The organism is Nitrincola alkalilacustris (assembly GCF_008973755.1).
Lineage (GTDB): Bacteria > Pseudomonadota > Gammaproteobacteria > Pseudomonadales > Balneatricaceae > Nitrincola > Nitrincola alkalilacustris.
Window position 1 is genome coordinate 448,523 of the sequence record NZ_WBOM01000001.1, and the last position, 20,525, is coordinate 469,047.

The 20,525-nt window shown below is 55.4% G+C and carries 18 protein-coding genes; 13 read left to right on the top strand and 5 right to left on the bottom strand.

Translation table 11 applies throughout. The features are described 5' to 3' along the window. From F7R27_RS02060 to F7R27_RS02080, 5 genes are all read right to left on the bottom strand, one after another. Positions 1–957, bottom strand: a complete 957-nt coding sequence (locus F7R27_RS02060; RefSeq protein ID WP_151702542.1) for an AEC family transporter — start codon at positions 955–957, stop codon at positions 1–3. Positions 958–1,014: 57 nt separating this feature from the next. After that, positions 1,015–1,509, bottom strand: a complete 495-nt coding sequence (locus tag F7R27_RS02065) for a SixA phosphatase family protein (RefSeq protein ID WP_151702543.1) — start codon at positions 1,507–1,509, stop codon at positions 1,015–1,017. Between the two features lie 112 nt (positions 1,510–1,621). Next, positions 1,622–2,512, bottom strand: a complete 891-nt coding sequence (locus F7R27_RS02070; protein WP_151702544.1) for a DMT family transporter — start codon at positions 2,510–2,512, stop codon at positions 1,622–1,624. Between the two features lie 91 nt (positions 2,513–2,603). Beyond that, entirely contained in the window at positions 2,604–3,350 is a 747-nt protein-coding gene (locus tag F7R27_RS02075; RefSeq protein WP_151702545.1) for a copper resistance protein NlpE N-terminal domain-containing protein, read from the bottom strand. A 41-nt stretch (positions 3,351–3,391) separates the two neighbouring features. Then, a complete protein-coding gene (locus F7R27_RS02080) occupies positions 3,392–5,104 on the bottom strand; it encodes a potassium/proton antiporter (protein ID WP_151702546.1) in 1,713 nt (570 codons plus the stop codon). Positions 5,105–5,314: 210 nt separating this feature from the next. Here F7R27_RS02080 and F7R27_RS02085 point away from each other — a divergent pair, with 210 nt between their 5' ends. The 13 genes from F7R27_RS02085 to F7R27_RS02145 all read left to right on the top strand — a co-directional run bounded on the left by F7R27_RS02085 (position 5,315) and on the right by F7R27_RS02145 (position 20,515). Continuing rightward, the gene (locus F7R27_RS02085; RefSeq protein ID WP_151702547.1) at positions 5,315–6,499 is read left to right on the top strand and encodes an acetyl-CoA C-acyltransferase family protein; all 1,185 of its coding nucleotides are present in this window, start codon (positions 5,315–5,317) and stop codon (positions 6,497–6,499) included. A 114-nt stretch (positions 6,500–6,613) separates the two neighbouring features. Beyond that, positions 6,614–7,702, top strand: a complete 1,089-nt coding sequence (locus F7R27_RS02090; protein ID WP_168927401.1) for a WD40/YVTN/BNR-like repeat-containing protein — start codon at positions 6,614–6,616, stop codon at positions 7,700–7,702. Position 7,703: 1 nt separating this feature from the next. After that, positions 7,704–10,091 carry an efflux RND transporter permease subunit gene (locus F7R27_RS02095; protein WP_151702549.1) on the top strand — a complete coding sequence of 796 codons (2,388 nt, stop codon included), beginning with the start codon at positions 7,704–7,706 and terminating at the stop codon, positions 10,089–10,091. Beyond that, entirely contained in the window at positions 10,091–10,915 is an 825-nt protein-coding gene (locus F7R27_RS02100; RefSeq protein WP_151702550.1) for a universal stress protein, read from the top strand. Before F7R27_RS02095 ends, F7R27_RS02100 begins: the two co-directional genes overlap by 1 nt. 67 nt (positions 10,916–10,982) lie before the next feature. Then, positions 10,983–11,558 (top strand): hypothetical protein, encoded by a 576-nt coding sequence (locus F7R27_RS02105; protein ID WP_151702551.1) that lies wholly within the window; start codon positions 10,983–10,985, stop codon positions 11,556–11,558. 425 nt (positions 11,559–11,983) lie between these two features. Continuing rightward, on the top strand, positions 11,984–13,783 hold the full coding sequence (locus tag F7R27_RS02110; RefSeq protein WP_151702552.1) for an acyl-CoA dehydrogenase C-terminal domain-containing protein: 1,800 nt from the start codon (positions 11,984–11,986) through the stop codon (positions 13,781–13,783). Then, a complete protein-coding gene (locus F7R27_RS02115) occupies positions 13,783–14,247 on the top strand; it encodes an SCP2 sterol-binding domain-containing protein (RefSeq protein ID WP_276612552.1) in 465 nt (154 codons plus the stop codon). Before F7R27_RS02110 ends, F7R27_RS02115 begins: the two co-directional genes overlap by 1 nt. A 129-nt stretch (positions 14,248–14,376) precedes the next feature. After that, positions 14,377–16,050: an AMP-binding protein gene (locus F7R27_RS02120; RefSeq protein WP_151702553.1), complete on the top strand. Its 1,674-nt coding sequence runs from the start codon at positions 14,377–14,379 to the stop codon at positions 16,048–16,050. Positions 16,051–16,082: 32 nt separating this feature from the next. After that, a complete protein-coding gene (locus F7R27_RS02125; RefSeq protein WP_151702554.1) occupies positions 16,083–16,637 on the top strand; it encodes a DUF2889 domain-containing protein in 555 nt (184 codons plus the stop codon). Between the two features lie 70 nt (positions 16,638–16,707). Continuing rightward, positions 16,708–17,688: an NAD(P)H-dependent flavin oxidoreductase gene (locus F7R27_RS02130; protein WP_151702555.1), complete on the top strand. Its 981-nt coding sequence runs from the start codon at positions 16,708–16,710 to the stop codon at positions 17,686–17,688. A gap of 26 nt (positions 17,689–17,714) precedes the next feature. Further along, on the top strand, positions 17,715–18,479 hold the full coding sequence (locus F7R27_RS02135) for an enoyl-CoA hydratase (RefSeq protein WP_151702556.1): 765 nt from the start codon (positions 17,715–17,717) through the stop codon (positions 18,477–18,479). Positions 18,480–18,836: 357 nt separating this feature from the next. Further along, positions 18,837–19,589 carry an electron transfer flavoprotein subunit beta/FixA family protein gene (locus F7R27_RS02140; protein ID WP_151702557.1) on the top strand — a complete coding sequence of 251 codons (753 nt, stop codon included), beginning with the start codon at positions 18,837–18,839 and terminating at the stop codon, positions 19,587–19,589. Beyond that, positions 19,586–20,515, top strand: coding sequence for an electron transfer flavoprotein subunit alpha/FixB family protein (locus tag F7R27_RS02145; RefSeq protein WP_151702558.1), 930 nt, complete (start codon positions 19,586–19,588; stop codon positions 20,513–20,515). The genes F7R27_RS02140 and F7R27_RS02145 overlap by 4 nt, the downstream gene beginning before the upstream one ends. Positions 20,516–20,525: the final 10 nt, after the last annotated feature.

Here is a 20,525-nt window from a genome sequence, read left to right on the forward strand (position 1 = left end):
CTAAATCACCCCGAATACTCTGACCAGATAGATGGCCGAACTGATGGTAATCACTGAGCCCAGCGTCGTCGTCAGCACGATATTAGCCGCCAACTGAGCATTGCCCCCCATCGCCTTGGCCATGACAAAGCTCGCTGCCGCCGTCGGGCAGGCGAAGAGCACCATCATCAGCGTCAGTTCCTGCCCACGGAATCCGACCAGCCAGGCTCCCAGAGTCAGAAACAGCGGTAACAGTAGCAGTTTCGTCGCCGTGGCCCAGGCGGCCATGACCGAGCTGTCGCGCAGGCTTTTCATGCTCAGGGTGCCACCGATCGTCAGCAGAGCCAGTGGCAGAGTCAGGTTGGCGAAGTAGCGCCCGGTAGTGGACACCACCTCTGGCAGCGGCAATGCGAAATAGGAAACCGGCAGTGCCAGCACCACCGCAATAATCAGTGGGTTTTTCAGTATTTCGATACCGGCGGAAGCCAGATTCAAGGAGCGCTCTTTACTCAGCGGCAGCATGATGCAGACAATCGCCATCACGTTATACAGAGGTATCACCAACGCCAGCAGCAGTGATGCCTGTGCCAGGCCTGACTGGCCGAACAGATTGAAGCTGACTGCCAGGCCGATGATGCCGAAGTTGCTGCGAAAGGCACCCTGTACAAAAACGCCCAGATCTTTCGGGTCCTTGATCCAGCGCGCAGCGAGAAACCAGATAATGCCGTAGGTCAGCAGTGTGCCGATCACAACATAAGTGAGCTGTCCGGGATTGAACACCGCCTGAAAGTCCATCTGTGCGATCGACATGAACACCAGTGCCGGCAGCGTGATGGTGAAGACCAGCTTTGAGCCGACAGCGATGAAAGACTCATCAATCACCTTGAGTCTGCGCAGCAGGTAGCCGAGAAATACAATGAAGAAAATAGGGGTAACAATATTGGCAGTAAAGCCAAAGGTTTCCAGATAGAGATCCAAGATTCTGCTTCCAGATTCAGTTACAGGAAAGTAGAGGAGCTGTCAGGATTGGCTTTATTATTGGTGTAGTTTGGGATAATCCAGGTGCAACAGGATACCACAGGATTGGGCCACTTCGCGCCACTCCAGCACACTGATCTGAATAAATTGCACGCCGGAGGTCGGGAAGTGGCTGATATTCTCTCCGGTCAGGTAGTTGCCGAGATCCATCAGCCCCGGGTTATGCCCGACCAGCATGATGTGGCGAAAATGATCCGCCTGACTCTGGATCAGGTTGAGCAGTGTTTCGTAACAGGACTCATACATCTCGGGTACGGCAAGACACTGCTCGTCGGCAAGATCAAGGGTCTGGATGATTCGCTCTGCGGTTGCTGTCGTGCGCAGGGCGCTGCTGTGCAGCAGCAGATCCGGGCTCGGTTGCTGCTCACTCAGGCGCTTAGCCAAGCCCGAAAGGTCGCGCTTCCCGCGGGTGCTCAAAGGGCGTTCGAAGTCACTCAGATCAGGATGCTTCCAGCTGGATTTGGCATGCCGTACAAGCGTCAGTCGCTTCATCTTGCATCTCCTTTGTTGCTGCAGACATAGCCAAGGCTGTTGGGTAGCCGAATCGACACACTCTAATACTGGATCGAAACGGTGGCGAAAGCAAAAAAATCAACCGTTTTAATCATACGGATTTGCCACGAAGTCCCGGTAACCGATGCCCGAAAAAGAACAGAGCAAGTCCACCAACCACGATCAGGCTGCCCCCCATCAGTGTACTGGTGAGTGGCTCATTATTCAGCCAGAAGCCCAGTAGCAGGGCAAAAACCGGTGTGATCAGCGTGATCAGCGCAACCGTGCTCGGTGGCAGGTGGCGCAGCACATGGTAATAGGCCACAAAGCCTATCAGAGATCCGAACAGTGCCAAGTAAAGAATAGCCCAGATGGAGCGGCTCTCAAACAGAGCTACAGGCAGGTGCGCACCCATCAGATACCATGTGATACCGAAGCAGGGCAGGGAAAACAGCAGCGCGCCCACAGTCTGTGCCAGCGGGTGTATCTGTACGGCTACCTTTTTCACCATGACACCACTCAGGCTGAACAGTGTTGCTCCGAGAAGCAGTAACAGAATACCCGGCCAACTGCCCGGTTGCAGAGCGATGTCATCTGAAAAGATCACCAGCAGCCCACACACTGCAACCGCACAGGCAAACCAGCGCAGGGGGGTGAAGGCGTTATCCTTGAGTATCCACTGGCTCAGCAGACCGGAGATGATCGGGGCCAGTCCGAACAGAACCGACATCAGGCCGCTGGGGATAAAACGAACGGCCAGGTAGGCGCAGCACATGGCACCAAACACACCGATAGCAGCATAGGCATAGGTTTGGAGGGCGGGTCTGTCCCAGGGCAGTTCAATGCGGGTCAGGCGCAGGATTATCAGGCCCAGGGCGGCCGCTATGCCCATACGCATCCATGCAGCCATGATGGGGTCGACGCTTTCGCTGCTCCATAAAATTGCCAGCGGCGTGGTGGCCCAGATCACCAGCACGGCCATATAGGAAACGGGAACGGGCATGAAACACTCCTTGGTCATCCCGGGGCTTTCGGGACTGTCAGGCTTCTGGCCTGTGATATTTATAGGCAAGGGTTATTGCCACAGGGTTGGATCACTCCGGGCAGGGTTGTCCTGGCCAGAGTGTAATCAGTTGCTGTATCACCAGAGTGGGTTGCAGTCGCGTTTCTTCCATATCAGGAAGTGACTCGACTCTGGCCACCAACTGCATCAGCACAGGCTCGGCGGGTGCCGGTCGCGCGCCCAGATAGGCCCGCTCCGCATTCAGGTAGGCCTCCTGCATGGCAACAGGAAATCTCAGTCCGGTGGTGCACTCAACAAAGCTGGCAGCATCCGCCATATAGGTAAACTGCCCCTGCAGCGGCAGTGCAAAATTGCCTGCCAGCCCACCTTCCTGTCGCGTGAGCTGATAGTTGAGACTGGAGTCTATAGCCTGGCCAGCGCTGTCGAGCAGTTCCAGGTCACCTTGGTCCAGCAGCCGGAAAAGCTGAGCGTCATCGCCTTCTGTCAGCGTCAGGGTCTCAGCGTCCAGTTGCCACTGTCCGATGCTGTCAAAGGTGCCGGGTGTGCGGTCCTGATAATGTCGGCGCAGCAGATAACTCTGGTTACTGTGCAGCAGCAGTTGATGGTCGATGCCAGGGCAGGAGGCGCAAGGGAGTGTGCCGGTAAACACAGCCGGGAACTCTGCAAAGTGCGCCTTCGCTGTCGGTTCCTGTGAAACGGGGCTTGGTTTTGATTCCTGAGGCAAAGTAGACGCACACCCACTGAGCAGCAGACTCAGGCTGAGCAAGCTCCCGGATAAGATAAACTTGAGTGCGCGTGAACCCTTGTAGATATGCATCTCATTCCTTCGTTTACAAAGTGGTGTGCAGGTCGATTGTGCTAGCCGGCAGACAGCTTCAGGCCGACTCGTATAATCTTATCACCTTCTACCGCTTTGACCACCAGCGTAACGGGGCCAACCTTGACCCTGTCACCGACAATCGGGTGCCCTGGCAGGTGTGAAGCGATATAGTCGCAGAGTAACTGCTCCGGGTCGCTCTCAGGAATTGGGATGCCAAAACTTTTTTCCAGATCTCCCAATGAAATCTCACCATTGAGCTCAAACAGACCAAAGAATACATTTTCGCGTAATGCAGGGATCTTGGCAGTTGAGCTGAAGAGTTTTGCCAGTGTCTGCTCGGCAACTGCCGGGCCGATCACCGCAACACGATCGCCGCCCTGCAGTTTGAGTTGTTCATTCACAGCCTCTATCTGATCGTTGCGCATCACAGCACTCACTACCACCTGGTCCGGCAGTTTGATGCCGCTGAGTGAGCGTGGCGGGGTCCAGTGCTCGCCATCCAGTTCGAACAGCATTAGTCTGTGATCGGCATGATCAGACCATTCCAGCGTTACCTGTTGCAGTGGTTTTGATTCTGCCGGCAGCTCCAGCTTCAGCCAGCGAGCAGCCTGCGCCAGGGTCGCACCTTGAATAATCAGCGACGCCACCACCACGATAAAGGCCACGATGGGAAACATGCCCGCATTGGGAATACCGGCAATCAACGGAAACAGCGCCAAAACGATCGGGACCGCTCCGCGCAGGCCGACCCAGGAGATGAATAACTGCTCCCGGAATCGAAATCCGAAAGGCCACAGGGTCATGAACACCGCGACCGGTCTTGCAACCAGAATCAGTATCGCCGCCAGCAGCAGGCCTTCGCCGATAAAGGTGATCTTGTCACCATGTGCCAGCAGCAGACCCAGCATCAGGAACAGACAGAGCTGCGCCAGCCAGGCCAGGCCATCATGTACCTGAAGGATCTCCTCCATTTTTTTCAGACGGCTGTTGCCGAGAATCACACCCATCAGGTAGATCGCCAGAAAACCACTGCCATCCAGCAGATAGGTGCCGGCAAATACCGACAACCCAGTGGCTGTTACCAGCAGGGGATAAAAAGCTGAGATCAGCGGAATGGTCTTGAGCAGTCTTGCCAGGGCAATGCCACCGAGCCAGCCTCCGACAGCACCGATCGCCAGTTGCTTGAACAGCAGCAGGGCCGACTCACCAATGCCGGGTGGCTGATCGCGGGTGATCAGCTCCAGCAGCACTACAGTGAGAAAGATCGCCATCGGATCGTTACTGCCTGATTCTATCTCCAGCGTCGCACTGACACGTTCGTTCAGCCTCAAGCCATGATTCTGCAGCAGCGCAAAGACTGCTGCCGCATCGGTGGATGAGATGATGGTGCCGATCAACAGGCCGTAGAGCAGTGGCAGATCGAAGATCCAGACGGCGGCAAGGCCGGTTATTCCGGCGGTGATCACCACCCCAAGGGTTGCCAGCGTCAAAGCGGGTTTGAGGCCAACGCGGAAGGTTTCAGCGCGGGTGCGCATACCACCATCCAGCAGAATGATGGCCAGCGCCAGGTGGCCGACGAGAAAAGTGGTATCGGTATCTGCAGGCAGGACATGCCCGAAGCCGTTCTGACCTGCCAGCATGCCGACGCCCAGAAACAGCAGCAGAACCGGCATACCGATTCTGTTGGAGAGGGGGCTGAGAAGTATGCTGGCCATCAGCAGCGCTGAGGCAAGTAACAGGGTCAGAATCATGATGGCTCCGCAGGCAGTGGGCTCAAGTTTACCCTCTAGTGCTACTTTTTAGAATAAGGGCTTATCCTTGAGTTCTTTAGTATATGAGACACCACTGAACAATAATGTCAGCTAAACTGGTGGCATCTGTTATTGCCTGTTATTGCCGGTTTGGCGATGCTGTACGGTAATTCAGCCATCTAATATCAATAAATCAGGGTGTAGACAAACATGGCTAAGCAAGCGGTTTATGTAACAGGTGCAGTGCGCACGGCAATCGGTACTTTCGGCGGCTCTCTGAAGGATCAACCTCCCACAGAACTGGGAGGTCAGGTCGTGGCAGAAGCGGTGCGTCGCTCCGGTCTGGATAGTGCCGCCATCGGGCATTGTGTGTTTGGCAATGTCGTACCTACCGAGCGCCGTGATCTGTATATGGCACGTGTGGCGGCATTGAAAGGCGGATTGCCCGATACGACACCTGCCCTGACCGTCAACCGTCTGTGTGGCAGCGGGCTGCAGGCGATCATCTCGGCGGCGCAGCAGCTTGAACTGGGTGTTTGTCAGTCGGCGGTTGCCGGTGGTGCCGAATCGATGAGTCGGACCAACTACTGGGTGCCATCGGCGCGCTGGGGACAGCGCATGGGCGATGCTCAGATGCTGGACTCCATGGTCGGTGCTCTGACCTGCCCGATGGAGAATATCCATATGGGGATTACCGCCGAGAATATTGCCGAAAAATGGCAGATCAGCCGCGAGATGCAGGATGAACTGGCCGTGCTAAGTCATCAGCGTGCTCAGGCGGCGATTGAGAAGGGTTATTTCAGCGAGCAGATTTTGCCGATTGTGATGTCCGGCCGTAAGGGGGATGTGATATTCGATACGGATGAGCACCTGCGTTTCAACTGCACAGCAGATGATATGAGCAAGCTGCGCCCGGTGTTCAAGAAGGATGGTACGGTCACGGCGGGTAATGCGTCAGGTTTGAACGATGCCGCAGCAGCCGTTGTGCTGACGAATGAGGATCAGTTGGCCGCGAGCAGTGTGCAGCCGCTGGCACGTCTGGTGGATTATGCCTTTGCTGGTGTCGAGCCACGCTACATGGGCATAGGCCCGGTACCGGCAGTAAACCGTCTGCTGGAGGCGACCGGCCTTAGTGTTGAGGATATCGATCTGTGGGAGGTGAACGAGGCGTTCGCTGCGCAGGCGCTGGCGGTGGTGCAGGATCTGCGAATTGATCCGGCACGTGTTAATCCCAATGGCAGTGGTATTTCACTGGGGCATCCGATCGGTGCAACCGGCGCCGTCATAACCGTCAAGGCGCTCTACGAACTGCAGCGTATCAAGGGACGTTATGCCGTGGTCAGCATGTGTATCGGCGGTGGACAGGGTATTGCCGCTTTGTTTGAACGCGTCTGAGAACCTTTACTATCTGCTGCGCTCGGCCATACGTCGTTGAAACGACGTATGGCCTTCTTGAACGACGATCGTAAACAGATTCTTAAACCGCTAAACAAAAATAAGAAATCATTTATGCAGATACTGAAAAATTACAGAACCTGGCTCTGTGCCCTGCTACTGCTCAGTCCGGTGGCCCACGGGCAGGTGCCGGACCGTCTTGAAGCGCCTGCGTTGCAGACCCCCGCTGCCAAACAGTCCCTGCTGTTGTCGATCACTTCGGCAGGGCAGCGTCTTGTCGCCGTTGGCGATCAGGGGGTGATTCTGCTGTCGGATGATGCTGGCCTCACCTGGCAGCAGGCCGAGGTTCCTGTCAGTACTCTGCTGACTGCTGTCTACTTTGCTGATGAGCAAAACGGATGGGCGGCCGGGCATGATGGCGTTGTGCTGCGCACACAGGATGCCGGCAACCACTGGCAGTTGCTGTTGCAAGGGGAGCAGATCAACCAGTTGCGCATCGCTCACTATGAAGAGCAACTGGAAAGTTTGCAACAGGACCCCGAAGCCGACCCCTTTGAGCTGGAAGAACTCGAGTTCGCCCTCGAAGATGCCGAGTTCGCCGCTGAAGATGGCCCGGTCAACCCGCTGCTCAATGTCTGGTTTCAGGACACTCAGACCGGTTTTATTCTCGGAGCCTATGGCCTGCTGATGAAAACCGCTGATGGTGGTCACAACTGGCAGTTTCTGACCGATACGCTGCCCAACCCTGATCGCTATCACCTCAATCATCTGATCGAGCATCAAGGTGCGCTGTTTATTGCCGGCGAAGCCGGGTTATTGCTGCGCTCGGATGATGGCGGCGAGAGCTGGTATGAGCTGGCATCCCCCTACATGGGCTCTCTGTTTGCACTGGTTGAACATCAGGATGAGCTGTTGTTGCTGGGGCTGCGTGGCAATCTTTTCCGCAGTATGGATCTGGGTGACAGCTGGCAGGCGGTCATGACGGGTAGTCGTGCCTCCTTGCTCAGTGGTCGCAGTGCAGAAGGTCGCCTGCTGCTGGTGGGGCTGGGTGGCACCTTGCTGTCGGGGCCTGGCAGTCAGAATCTGCAACTCCTTGATGGTGGTCAGCGGCGTGCGCTGAGTGGTGTCGTGATGGCAGATGATCACTGGGTGCTGGTCAGTGAACAGGGGCCGATGCGTCTTCCCCTTGAAGGAGTAAATTGAAATGGGACGTCTGAGTCAGGCCATAGTCGCACCGCTGAAGCGGAGTGAGCAGGTCATTGAGCGGGTGCTGTTTCATCATCGTCTGCTGGTGATCTCTCTTTTTGCACTGGTTACCTTGCTGCTCGTTTGGCAGGCCAGCCAGATCAGGCCGGATGCCAGCTTTATCAAGATGATTCCATCCAGCCACCCCTATGTGGAAAACTATCTGGATTATCGCGATGACCTGTCTGGCCTTGGGAACAGTGTCCGTGTGTCGGTGGCGACCACGGGTGAAGATATTTTCAGCACCGATTTTCAGGATGTGCTGCGTCGGGTAACGGATGAGCTCTTCTTTATCCCTGGTGTGGATCGCTCGGCAATGCAGTCTATCTGGACGCCCAATGTGCGCTGGACGGAGGTGACAGAAGAGGGGTTTGTCGGTGGGCCGGTGATTCCACCGGATTATGATGGCACTCAGGCATCTCTGGAGTCGTTGCGTCTGAACGTGCTGCGCTCTGGTCAGGTCGGGCGTCTGGTGGCAAATGACTTCCGCTCCGCCATCATTGAGGTGCCCCTGTTTGATCATAACCCGGAGACGGGGGAGCGACTGGACTACAATCAGCTGTCACAACAGCTGGAAGAGCTGGTCCGTGATCAGTACCAGAGTGACAGTGTCAGCATCCATATCACCGGCTTTGCCAAGATCGTCGGTGATCTGATCGATGGTGCCCGTCAGGTGGCCCTGTTCTTTGCCATCGCGCTGGTGATCACCACTTTGCTGCTGTATCTCTATTCGCGCAGTATCGCTGGCACCCTGATACCGATCGCCTGCTCGCTGATTGCCGTGATCTGGCAACTGGGGCTGCTGAATGCGCTGGGATACGGTATTGATCCCTATTCGATGCTGGTGCCTTTTCTGGTGTTTGCGATTGCGGTCAGCCATGGCGTGCAGATCGTCAACACCATCCGCCTCGAAAGTCTGCAGGATCCCGACCCCTGGCTGGCTGCCAGACGTGCATTCCGGGTGCTTTATATCCCTGGTCTCACTGCATTGGTGTCGGATGGCATCGGCTTCTTCACCCTGATGGTGATCGATATTCAGGTGATTCAGGAGTTGGCAGTGGCGGCGTCGATGGGTGTGGCAGTGATCATTCTGACCAACCTGATTCTGCTGCCGGTGCTGATGTCCTATGCCGGTGTCGGGCAGAAGGCGATCAACCATGCACGCAAACAGTCTCAGCAGGAGGGGGTGATCTGGCAGCGTCTGAGCTGGTTTGCGACACCTGCCGGTGCCGGTGTCTCGATCAGTGCTGCCGTGCTGGCGCTGCTGTATGGTCTGTATGCCGCCCAAGGGCTGCAGATAGGTGATCTTGATAGTGGTGCGCCTGAGTTGCGTGCTGATTCTCGCTATAACCTGGATAATGCTTTCATCACCGATAACTACTCCACCTCAAGTGATGTATTTGTCGTGATGGCGGTGACGCCGCCGGAGCAGTGCACCACCTATGAAACCCTGGCAGGTGTTGAGCGTTTTCAACACTATGCTCAGGGTATCGAGGGCGTGCAGTCCAGTGTGTCACTGGCAGATGTGTCCAAACGTGTCACGGCGGGCCTGAATGAGGGTAACCCCAAATGGCGCGCGGTCAGCCGCAATCAGTTCGTGATCAACGCCTCACTGGCCTATGTGCCCGGTGGACTGATGAATACCGACTGCTCGCTGCTGCCGGTGATTATCTTCCTGGATGATCACAAGGCGGCGACGCTGGATCGGCTTAGCAGCTCAATCGAACAGTTTGCTGCAAACTACGACAGTGATGCGCTGCGCTTCAAACTGGCGGCAGGCAACAGTGGCTTTGAAGCTGCGACCAATCAGGTGATCGCACGTGCTCAGTATGAGATGCTGGCCTGGGTTTATGGTGTAGTCAGCCTGCTGTGTTTGATCACCTTCCGTTCCATTCGTACCGTTGTGTGCATCATCACGCCGCTGGCGCTGACCTCGGTGCTGTGCCAGGCGCTGATGGCGCATCTGGGGATCGGCGTCAAGGTGGCAACGCTACCGGTGATCGCACTGGGTGTCGGGATAGGGGTCGACTACGGTATCTATATCTACTCCCGGCTCAGCAGCTATCTGGCGGAGGGGCTGGCACTGCGCGAAGCCTATCTGGAAACCCTGAAAACCACCGGCAAACCGGTTGCTTTCACCGGGCTGACATTGGCGATCGGGGTCATTCTCTGGGTCTTCTCGCCGATCAAGTTCCAGGCCGATATGGGCATCCTGCTGACCTTCATGTTCCTGTGGAACATGCTGGGCGCGCTCCTTCTGCTGCCGGCACTGGCCTGTGTGTTGAAGCCTCATCCTGGCCAGCGTGATCCTGGCCTGCATAAATCAGTCAACCGAGGTGAATCCTGATGTCTGAGCAACAACTTCTGCTGATTTTGGATAAGGATGCGGCCAGTGAGGTTGCGCTGGTCAGAGCTGCTGAGCTGGCGCAACGCCAGCAGTTGCCGCTGACACTGTTGTGGCAGAGCGAGGCTGATAAGGCGGGTCTCTGGACACAGCAGCTACAAGCGCTGAAATCGTCAGATATTCGCCTTACGGAGCTCTGCCTCGCTGACGGTCAGTCACTGCAGAAACGGGTCATCGCCTTCACGGACCAGCATCCTGATACGCTGCTGATCAAAGCCAGTGAAAAAGATCACAAAGGCCTGTTACCACCGCTTGACTGGAAGCTGCTGCGCAATGCCACCTGCCCGGTACTGTTAGTGAAACAGCATAGCCAGTGGCAGGGTGGACCCATACTGGTGGCTATCGAGCCACTGGCGCAGGCTCCTGAACGCCAGGCCTTGAACCGATCCCTGCTGCAGATGTCACAGCAACTGGGGCAGCTGTTCAACGCCACTGTGCATCCGGTGATCGCCTGGGATACTCCAATGCTTGGCGATGAGCCGGAGCAGCTCAGTGATGAAGCGCAGCTTCAGCGTCATCAGAATGCTACAGCAGCGTTGCTGTCTGATACAGGTGTTGAGGCTGACTCAATCCTGATAGGAGAGGGGCCTGCCGAACACTGGATTGCCAGTGCTGCGGCGGATCACAAGGCGGTATTATTGCTGATCGGTACAAAGGCCAGGCGTGGTATTGCCGGTGCGTTGCTGGGTAATACCTCCGAGCAGTTGCTGGACCGGGTCGATTGCGACCTGCTGGTGCTGCCGGGTGCACTGGGCGAAACTGCCTGATGCCTGCTACACTCTTCTGAATCCCATGCAGTTCGTTAACCAAACAGGTAAGTGAAGGTAGAGTGAAATGATCAGAAAAATCGTGTTGCAGGCGCTGGTGATGTTGGTTGGCACCTGTTTTGTTGTAGTCCAGAGTCAGGCCGCTTCTTTTGATTCCAAGGCGGTGGAGTCCTACATTAACAGTCTGCCGGAAGTGGAAGCGTTTGGTGAGCGGATGGAAAGTCAGGGCAAGGATGAGGCCTGGTTGAATGACGTGTCACCGATGGAGGGCGACAGCTTTGATCCACATACCCGTGGCATCTCTGCACTGAAAAAGCATGATCCTGCTGAATATGCTGAGCTGGGCAAAATCGTCGGTCGTCATGGATTCAGCAGTGGTGAGAACTGGGCAGCAGTGGGCGATCGCGTCATTCTGGCTTATGGTGCACTGAAAGCTGAAAGTGAAAACCCCGAACTGTTTGATATGGTCAAACAGATGGAGTCGATGGATGAGCGCATGCTGGCGATGATGCCGGCAGAAGTGCGTGCCCAGATGGAGCAGGCGATGGTGATGGCGCGCAGTTTTGCCAGAGTTCCCGACTCAGATAAGCAGGTCGTGCGCCCGCATCTGGGGCGTCTTGATGCAGTGTTTATGGAGAGGTAATCCGCCACCAGCTCCTGGTAAAGTCGGGTGAATGAGTCAGCATCAGCAGTTGGGATGTTGGCTCAACATGTTTTTAAGTTTCACGTTCCCTCCGTACCCTTTCACGCAAGATCTGCACACACCCTTATCATCTCCTGCGACTGTGTTTGTCAGCCTTGCAGTTCAATTCTTTCGACCGCTTTTGTCAGTTTAATTTTATCCCCTGCATCAGATATGGGTACGGATAATGTCCTGAATTATTGCCAGTCGGGAGCGGTGCCTTATTTTGTTACTAATCTTGGTAGCTTTTGTTATTGGTCATCAGTGCTGAATCGTTCATTCTAGGCTCAAGAAAGAGACAATGCTTTCCTGGCCTGTCATGACTATAACTGTCACAACAACCCAGGTTTCAGGCAGCCCAATATAAGAATGATGAGGTGGATATCATGGCTGAGTACAAAGCCCCCCTGCGCGACATGCAGTTTATTCTCAACGAAGTGCTCGAGATGGATAAGCACTATCAAGGTCTGCCAGGCTGCGAAGAGGCAACGCCTGATATGATCGCTGCCATTCTGGAAGAGGGTGCCAAGTTTTCCGAGCGCGTGCTGTCTCCTCTGAATCAGGTGGGCGACCAGCAGGGCTGTACTTTCAAGGATGGCACTGTCACGACCCCAGACGGCTTCAAGGAAGCTTATCAGCAGTTTGTTGAGGGTGGCTGGCCATCACTGGCACATGATCCGGCACATGGGGGTCAGGGTCTGCCTGAGTCTCTGGGTATTGTGATCAATGAAATGGTCGGTACTGCCAACTGGTCCTGGAGCATGTATCCGGGGCTGAGCCATGGCGCCATGAATACACTGGATGCACATGGTACTGATGAGCAGAAACACACATATCTGACCAAACTGGTGTCAGGTGAGTGGACCGGCACCATGTGTCTGACCGAAGCCCATTGCGGCACCGATCTCGGCATGCTGCGCACCAAGGCTGAGCCTGCGGCTGATGGCAGCTATCGCATCAGTGGTACCAAGATTTTCATCTCTGCCGGTGAGCATGACATGGCAGAGAACATCGTGCATATCGTGTTGGCGCGCCTGCCGGATGCACCGGCCGGTACCAAGGGTATCTCGCTGTTTATCGTGCCCAAGTTTCTGCCGACTGCCGATGGCGGTGTCGGTGAGCGCAACGGTGTTTCCTGCGGCTCCATCGAGCACAAGATGGGTATCCACGGTAATGCGACCTGCGTGATGAACTTCGATGGTGCCACCGGCTTTCTGATCGGCCCGCCGAACAAGGGTCTGAACTGCATGTTCACCTTCATGAACACGGCACGTATCGGTACCGCTTTGCAGGGTCTGGCCCATGCGGAGTGGGGCTTCCAGAATTCACTGCCCTATGCGCGTGATCGTCTGCAGATGCGCGCGCTGACCGGTCCTAAAAATCCTGAAGGCGCTGCCGATCCAATCATCGTGCATCCGGCGGTACGCAACATGCTGTTGACCCAGAAGGCGTTTGCCGAGGGTGGGCGTGCGCTGATCTATCTGTCGGCGCAGCAGGTTGACCGTACCAAACTCGCTACCACCGATGAAGAGAAAAAAGAGGCTGAAGATCTGTTGTCCTTGCTGACACCGATCGCCAAGGCGTTTCTGACCGAGGTGGGCTTTGAGTCTGCCAACCATGCACTGCAGATCTATGGCGGCCATGGTTACATTGCCGAGTGGGGCATGGAGCAGAACGTTCGCGACAGCCGCATATCAATGTTGTATGAAGGAACCACACAGATTCAGGCACTGGATCTGCTGGGCCGCAAGGTACTGATGACCCAGGGTGAATTGCTGAAGCGCTTCACCAAAATCATACATAAATTCTGTAAATCGCATGAAGGTAACGACGCGATGCAGGCGTTTGTCGCTCCACTGACTAAACTGAATCAGGAGTGGGGTGAGATCACGATGAAAGTCGGCATGAAGGCGATGCAGGATCGTGAAGAGGTAGGTGCAGCTGCAGTCGACTACCTGATGTACTCCGGCTATATCACGCTGGCGTGGCTCTGGGCGCGTCAGGCAGAAGTAGCACAGCAGAAACTGGCGGCAGGAACCAATGAAGAGGCTTTCTACAAAGCCAAGCTGGCGACGGCACGCTTCTACTTCGAGCGGATTCTGCCACGCACACGCACGCTGGTTGAAACCATGCAGTCGGGTGCCGGAAATCTGATGGAACTGTCTGCTGAAGATTTTGCCTTCTGATGAAAAGGCTGCTGAGAACACGTACAGGGCAGAAACTGATTGCTGCCCTGCTTAAACTGAATGCATGGCGCTATACATGGCACTACAAGCGCAGTGGCTTACGACAAGGCACACAACAAGAGAACACACAACAAGAGGTTACCGAGATGGCTGATTTGAACGCAATTTTTTCCTCCATGGGCGAGCGATTCAACGCGCAGGCGGCGTCAGGACTGGATGCTGTTTTCCAGTATCAGATAGAAGATGGCGAGCCCTGGGCGGTTGTGGTCAGCAATGGTACCTGTGAGATCAGTCAGGGTGAGCACGACAGCCCGACGGTCACACTGAATATGGACAGTCAGACACTGGAAGAGGTGATGAACGGCGAAACCGACGGCATGCAGGCGTTCATGGCCGGTCGTATCCGTGCTGATGGCGACATCATGCTGGCGACTCGTCTGGCATCACTCTTCCCGGTCAGCTGAGCAGGTCAGGGCAGCCTGCATCGAAAGACAGGTGCGAGGTATCTGGATTGTGCAACCGATGCAGGCTGCCCGACAACCTGGTTGTACACATCAACCTGATCGATAACAATAAAAGTCAGGGGAAACAGTATGGAACATCAACGCGGGAGCACGATTCCCGAGTCCCTCAATACGCATGGTTACACCAACATCAATGATGTGTTTGACCGTGTGTGTGACAAGTATGCCGATTCACCGGCCTTCACCAGCTTTGGCAGGACGCTGAGCTATCGCGAGCTGCATCAGCTGTCTGATGCTTTTGCTGTCTATATACAGAAAGAGACGGATCTCAAACCTGGCGACAAGATTGCGATTCAACTGCCCAACCTGATTCAGTATCCGGTGGTGCTTTTTGGTGCGCTCAAGGCCGGACTGATCATCGTCAATACCAACCCGCTCTACACACCGCGGGAGATGGAGAATCAGTTCAACGATTCAGGTGCCAAGGCGCTGATCATTTACAAGAGCATGGCCGATAAGGCTGAGCAGGTCATCAGCAAAACCGGGATCAAATACCTGTTTCTGACTCAGATCGGTGATCTGCACCCGTTTGTGAAACGCCATCTGCTGAATGCCGTGGTCAAGTATGTGAAGAAGCTGGAACCGGAGTTCAACCTTCCTTCGGCGATACCATTGCGTGATGCGCTGATACCCTATGTAGGGCAGAAGCCAGCTGCGGTTGCAGTTCAGACGGCTGATATTGCTGTGTTGCAGTACACAGGCGGCACCACGGGTGTTTCCAAGGGTGCAGTGTTGAGCCATGGCAATCTGGTATCGAACATGCTGCAGGGGCATAAGCTGATCAATCAGGCACCAGCCGGCTGGTCTGAAACCACCATTTCCCCACTGCCGCTGTATCATATCTATGCCTTTACTATCTCCCTGGTCATCATGGACTGTGGTGGGCACAGTGTCCTGATTCCCAATCCGCGTGATATTCCGGGTTTTGCCAAGGAGCTGGGCAAGTGGCGCATGAGTGCTTTTCTGGGCCTCAATACCCTGTTTGTCGCACTGTGTAATAACGAGGAGTTCCGCAAGCTGGACTTCAGTAACATGAAAGTCACCATCTCCGGTGGTTGTGCATTGACTCATGCAGCAGCCGATGAATGGATACGTGTTACCGGTTGCCAGATCATGGAAGGCTATGGTCTGACCGAAACCTCACCGGCTATCTCGATCAATTCACCCAATGGTATCCGTCTGGGCACCATAGGTCAGCCGCTGGACTGCACCGATGTCAAGATCATGGATATCGAGGGTAATCAGGTTGCCGATGGTCAACCCGGAGAGTTGTGCGTCAAGGGCCCGCAGGTGATGGTGGGTTACTGGCAGCGCGAGGCTGAAACAGAAGAGTGCTTTACCGCAGACGGTTATTTCCGTACCGGCGATATTGCGATACGTGAAGCCGATGGTTATCTGCGTATTGTCGATCGTGCCAAGGATATGATTCTGGTGTCTGGCTTTAATGTCTATCCGAATGAGGTGGAGGATGTTGTCACGGCTCATCCGGAAGTGCTTGAGTGTGCCGCAATCGGTATTGCTGATGAGCACAGCGGTGAGGCGGTCAAGCTGGTGGCTGTGGCGAAAAATCCTGATCAGCCACCAAGCCCCGATGAGATCAAAGCCTGGTGTCGTGAACGTCTGACCGCCTACAAGGTGCCCAGAGTGATCGAGTTTGTTGCAGAGCTGCCCAAAACCAATGTCGGGAAGGTGCTGCGTCGCAAACTCAAGGAGCCTCAGGACAGCCCATCAAAAGTGGCTTGATCCTCGTACATAATGGATGAATGGAGAGTGTTATGCCTCTGACCAAGGCTGTAAGGCGCAAGCTGCAGCACCGCCGTACCGTGGTTTGTGATGGCTATGAGCGGGAGGATGGCTTGTGGGATATCGAAGGGCGGATGACTGATGTCAAAACAGATACGGTCGATAATCCCGAGCGTGGTGGTTTTGTGCCGGCCGGAGAGCCTTTCCATGATATCTGGCTGAGGCTGACACTGGACAGAACGCTCAAGATCCATCAGGCAGAAGCCGCGATAGAAGCGTCGCCCTTTCGCATCTGCCCCGGAATTACCGGCCAGTATCGCAAGCTGGAAGGTACTCGGATAGGTCCTGGCTGGCATCGTCAGGCCAATGATCTGCTTGGTGGCACGCGTGGCTGCACGCATCTGAATGAACTGCTCAAGCCGTTAGCGACGACGGCGATTCAGGCGCTCTGGCCCAGTACCGATGAAGAGGTGATGAAGCTCGGCGCCAATGTGATGCTCAACACCTGCCATACCTGGGGGCAAGGCTCTCAGGTCATAAAACAGTATCTGCCTGATCTGTATCAGGCGGAGGGTTCAGATAGCTGAGGGCTTGGACACCTGAAACAACCTGTTTCAGGTAATTCAAGCCAGATGATTTAGCCAGGAGATGTAAAAAATGAGTTTACCCGAATCTTTCCGGGGGCGTCTCTCTTTGCCTCTGATTTCTGCACCGATGTTTCTGGTCTCCGGTCCGGAGCTGGTGATCGAGGCATGTAAGGCGGGTGTCGTGGGCACCTTTCCGGCGCTGAACCAGCGCAGTAGCGAAGGCTTCGAGGAGTGGTTGATTCAGATCAAGCAGGAGTTGGCCGCCTATGAAGAGGAAACCGGTAAAAAGCCCGCCCCTTTTGGCGTCAACCTGATCGTGCATCACACCAATCCACGTGTGCAGGCGGATCTTGAGCTGTGTATCAAGCATCAGGTGCCGCTGATCATCACCTCACTCGGTGCGGTCAAGGATCTGGTCGATGCAGTTCATGGCTACGGCGGTGCGGTGTTTCATGATGTGGTTAATGTCCGTCATGCACGCAAAGCGTCTGAGGCTGGCGTTGACGGTCTGATTGCCGTCTGTGCCGGCGCCGGTGGTCATGCCGGTACCCTGAGCCCATTCGCACTGGTGGCCGAGATTCGCCAGTTCTACAAAGGTACGGTGATACTATCCGGCTGCATGTCAACGGGGCGCGATGTCGCCACCGCTCAGCTGCTGGGTGCGGATCTGGCCTATATGGGTACGCGTTTCATCAACACGCAAGAGAGCCGCGCAGTACCAGAATACAAGAAGATGATTGTGGATTCAGCAGCATCTGATATCACCTACACCCCAAAAATATCCGGTATCCCAGCCAACTTCCTCAAGCCGAGCCTGGCCAGTGCAGGGCTGGACCCTGACAGTGCCGAGCCGAAAAAAGTGGATCTGGGCGAAGAGCTGCAAGCACCTGAAGGTGGTGCCTCTGCCTGGAAAAGTATCTGGTCGGCAGGGCAGGGTGTTGGATCGATTCAGGATGTGCCGACTGTGGATGAGCTGGTGCAGACAATGCGCGCAGAATACCGCGATGCGATCAGCGAGTTTCGTGACAACAGCGGCGATTACCTGAGCTGATTACCTAAACTGAGGAGACCAGTTTCATGAGTCAGGATCTTGTACTGCAACAACGTGATGGCTACCTGCTTCATCTGACATTGAATCGGCCTGATAAGAAGAACGCACTGACCTTCGAAATGTATCTGGCGCTGATTGAGGCGATGAAGCAGGCAGAGCAGGATGACGGCGTCCGCGTGCTGCTGCTCAGCGGAGCCGGTGGCAGTTTCACCTCTGGCAATGATATCGCGGCTTTTGTAGCGGCGATGGGGCAGCCGGAAAAGGCTCGTATACCGCTGAGCTTTCTGCAGACGCTGGCCGGCTTCAGCAAGCCGATTGTGGCGGCGGTGGACGGTGTTGCGGTGGGTATCGGTAGCTCTTTGCTGCTGCACTGTGATCTGGTGCTGGCATCCGAAGAAGCGATTTTCCAGCTGCCCTTTACCAAACTTGGGCTGGTGCCAGAGGGCGGTACCAGTCTGCTGTTGCCACAGCAGTTGGGTCATCGGTTGGCGTTCGAATTACTGGTGGAAGGTGACGCGATCCCGGCACATCGCGCCGCACAGCTGGGCCTGATCAATACTGTTCTGCCACAGAGTCAGTTGCTGGATAGCGCACTGCGACGTGCGCATGCCCTGACCCGTCTGGCTCCCGAAGCGGTGCGCCAGAGCAAACAGATGCTCAAGGCGGCGAACAAGCCGGCACTGGATGCGGTACTGGTCTCTGAAGTGGAGGCCTTCGCAGCTCGCCTCTCATCACCCGAAGCGCGTGAAGCTTTCCAGGCCTTCATGGAAAAACGCGCCCCGAATTTCTGAGTGCCTTTCCTGGCACTCCACCGAGCACTCAGACAGAGCGTTGATCGTTCTGTTTCACCCGGGATCACTTGCTGGTGATCTGCACTTTATACCGGCTTCGGCCGGTTTTTTTATGCACAGGAAGAAAAGGGGTCAGGTACATTTACGCATCGCGTAAATGTACCTGACCCCTTTTCTCCTTTTCTTTGACCCCTTTTCTCAGTAAGGCGGTGCGTAGTGATGTCAGTGTTTACAGGGCCTGCCGGCATGATGCTATTTTTTGTCACTGAATCGGATGGTTTTTGTTATTGAGGAATAGGCTGGTGAGGCTAGTATGGGTCTCATCCATTCAGGTGAAAATAACAAAGAGAGGCTGGTATGAAAGTACTTGTCGCCGTAAAACGGGTCATCGATTACAACGTTAAGGTTCGTGTCAAAGCGGATCAGAGTGATGTTGACCTGGCGAATGTCAAAATGGCACTGAACCCCTTCTGCGAGATCGCGGTAGAGGAAGCGGTGCGTCTGAAAGAGCAGGGCGTAGCGACCGAGGTGGTCGTGGTATCGGTCGGCAGTAAGGCGTGTCAGGAGCAGTTGCGTACTGCGCTGGCACTCGGTGCGGATCGTGCGCTGCAGGTTGAGGCCGCAGATGGCCCTGATTCTCTGTCGGTTGCGCGGATTCTGGCCAAAGTCGCCGAAGCGGAGAAACCTGATCTGATACTGCTGGGTAAGCAGGCGATCGATTCCGATAACAACCAGACAGGTCAGATGCTGGCCGCGCTGCTGGATCGCCCCCAGGCAACCTTTGCTTCTGAAGTAAAGGTCGAGGGCGGTGAGTTGCTGGTAACACGTGAAGTGGATGGTGGTTTGCAGACGCTGAAGCTGACGCTGCCCGCGATTGTGACAACTGATCTGCGTTTGAACGAGCCACGTTACGCATCCTTGCCTAATATCATGAAGGCGAAGAAGAAACCACTGGATGTGAAAACGGCTGAAGAGCTTGGCGTTACAGTTGCCAGTCAGGTCAAGCTGCTGAAGGTTGAGCCGCCTGCTGATCGCAAAGCGGGCATCCGTGTCAGCTCGATTGAGGAGCTGGTCGATAAACTGCGTAATGAAGCCAAGGTGATCGCATGAGTATTCTGATTATTGCTGAACATGATAACCAGAGCCTGAAACCTGTTACGCTGAACCTGCTGTCGGCAGCCCAGGCGATAGGCGGCGAAGTGGCTATACTGGTGGCAGGCAATGGTTGTGCTGCAGTGGCGGAAGCGGCTGCCGCGTTGCCGGGTGTTGGCCAGGTATTGGTGGCGGATCATGCGGCTTACGAACATCAGCTGGCGGAAAATGTCAGTAAATTGGTGGTTGAATTGGCGGAGGGTCGCAGCCATCTGCTGGCCGCGTCCACCACCAGTGGTAAGAATGTGATGCCACGTGTGGCTGCATTGCTGGGTGTGAATCAGCTCTCTGATGTACTGGCAGTGGAAACACCGGATCGCTTCAAGCGTGCGATCTATGCCGGCAACGCGATTGCCACGGTGGAGTCTGCCGATGCTGTCAAGGTGATGACGATTCGGGGTACTGCGTTTGATCCTGCTGCAGCAAAGGGTGGCAGTGCCGAGGTGGTAAGGGTCAATAGCGTGCATCAGTCTGCGGATATCGCCTTTGTCGGCGAAGAGCTGGCCAAGTCGGATCGTCCCGAGCTGACCGCAGCTCGCGTCGTGGTATCGGGCGGTCGGGGCATGGGTAATGGCGAGAATTTTGAACTGCTTAACCGAGTTGCAGACAAGCTTGGTGCGGCAGTGGGTGCATCACGTGCGGCGGTGGATGCCGGTTTTGTACCGAACGATATGCAGGTGGGTCAGACCGGCAAAATGGTAGCGCCCGAGCTTTACATTGCTGTTGGCATCTCCGGTGCGATTCAGCATCTGGCCGGTATGAAAGACTCTAAAGTGATAGTGGCGATCAATAAGGATGAAGAAGCGCCGATCTTCCAGGTGGCAGATTATGGCCTGGTCGCGGATCTGTTCGAAGCGGTGCCAGCCCTGGAAGCGCAGCTTTAACTGACGCTGA

What these genes read in the sequence shown, in the direction of transcription:
- F7R27_RS02065 (WP_151702543.1), bottom strand. Translation starts at nt 1,509, where the DNA reads ATGAAGCGACTGACGCTTGTACGGCATGCCAAATCCAGCTGGAAGCAT.
- F7R27_RS02070 (WP_151702544.1), bottom strand. Translation starts at nt 2,512, where the DNA reads ATGCCCGTTCCCGTTTCCTATATGGCCGTGCTGGTGATCTGGGCCACC.
- F7R27_RS02075 (WP_151702545.1), bottom strand. Translation starts at nt 3,350, where the DNA reads ATGCATATCTACAAGGGTTCACGCGCACTCAAGTTTATCTTATCCGGG.
- F7R27_RS02080 (WP_151702546.1), bottom strand. Translation starts at nt 5,104, where the DNA reads ATGATTCTGACCCTGTTACTTGCCTCAGCGCTGCTGATGGCCAGCATA.
- F7R27_RS02085 (WP_151702547.1), top strand. Translation starts at nt 5,315, where the DNA reads ATGGCTAAGCAAGCGGTTTATGTAACAGGTGCAGTGCGCACGGCAATC.
- F7R27_RS02090 (WP_168927401.1), top strand. Translation starts at nt 6,614, where the DNA reads ATGCAGATACTGAAAAATTACAGAACCTGGCTCTGTGCCCTGCTACTG.
- F7R27_RS02095 (WP_151702549.1), top strand. Translation starts at nt 7,704, where the DNA reads ATGGGACGTCTGAGTCAGGCCATAGTCGCACCGCTGAAGCGGAGTGAG.
- F7R27_RS02100 (WP_151702550.1), top strand. Translation starts at nt 10,091, where the DNA reads ATGTCTGAGCAACAACTTCTGCTGATTTTGGATAAGGATGCGGCCAGT.
- F7R27_RS02105 (WP_151702551.1), top strand. Translation starts at nt 10,983, where the DNA reads ATGATCAGAAAAATCGTGTTGCAGGCGCTGGTGATGTTGGTTGGCACC.
- F7R27_RS02110 (WP_151702552.1), top strand. Translation starts at nt 11,984, where the DNA reads ATGGCTGAGTACAAAGCCCCCCTGCGCGACATGCAGTTTATTCTCAAC.
- F7R27_RS02115 (WP_276612552.1), top strand. Translation starts at nt 13,783, where the DNA reads ATGAAAAGGCTGCTGAGAACACGTACAGGGCAGAAACTGATTGCTGCC.
- F7R27_RS02120 (WP_151702553.1), top strand. Translation starts at nt 14,377, where the DNA reads ATGGAACATCAACGCGGGAGCACGATTCCCGAGTCCCTCAATACGCAT.
- F7R27_RS02125 (WP_151702554.1), top strand. Translation starts at nt 16,083, where the DNA reads ATGCCTCTGACCAAGGCTGTAAGGCGCAAGCTGCAGCACCGCCGTACC.
- F7R27_RS02130 (WP_151702555.1), top strand. Translation starts at nt 16,708, where the DNA reads ATGAGTTTACCCGAATCTTTCCGGGGGCGTCTCTCTTTGCCTCTGATT.
- F7R27_RS02135 (WP_151702556.1), top strand. Translation starts at nt 17,715, where the DNA reads ATGAGTCAGGATCTTGTACTGCAACAACGTGATGGCTACCTGCTTCAT.
- F7R27_RS02140 (WP_151702557.1), top strand. Translation starts at nt 18,837, where the DNA reads ATGAAAGTACTTGTCGCCGTAAAACGGGTCATCGATTACAACGTTAAG.
- F7R27_RS02145 (WP_151702558.1), top strand. Translation starts at nt 19,586, where the DNA reads ATGAGTATTCTGATTATTGCTGAACATGATAACCAGAGCCTGAAACCT.